Origin of the sequence: Vibrio sp. 10N.222.52.B7 (assembly GCF_041474275.1) — a bacterium.
In the GTDB taxonomy this organism is placed as follows: domain Bacteria; phylum Pseudomonadota; class Gammaproteobacteria; order Enterobacterales; family Vibrionaceae; genus Vibrio; species Vibrio crassostreae_C.
On the sequence record NZ_JBFRTU010000678.1, the window covers coordinates 1 to 297 of the forward strand.

At 43.1% G+C, this 297-nt stretch carries 1 protein-coding gene; it reads left to right on the forward strand.

Annotation, left to right across the window (positions count from 1 at the left end; translation table 11 throughout):
* Positions 1–297 (forward strand): linear amide C-N hydrolase (locus AB4512_RS24770; RefSeq protein ID WP_372176121.1); only part of this gene is annotated, 297 nt, incomplete at both ends.

A 297-nucleotide genomic window follows, 5' to 3' on the forward strand; every position in this document is an offset into this window, starting at 1 on the left:
AAAGAAAGCGATATCCCCGATGAAGATAAAATCTTAGTTGCCAATCCATTCTCTAAAGTACCAAGCGCAATGCACTTTCATTTTCATGTACAAGACGCTTTGGGCAACGGCATAGTTTTGGAGTACGTAGACGGAAAACTCACGATTACCGACCTTAACCCAATCGGTGTGTTAACTAACGACCCGTTGATTGCTTGGCAGCAAGAGAATGTCCTGCACAACTATGTTGATGTGGTGCCATTTAACTTCCAAGACAATGACGGTAACGCAGCAACCCCTAATGTTGAAACCTATGAT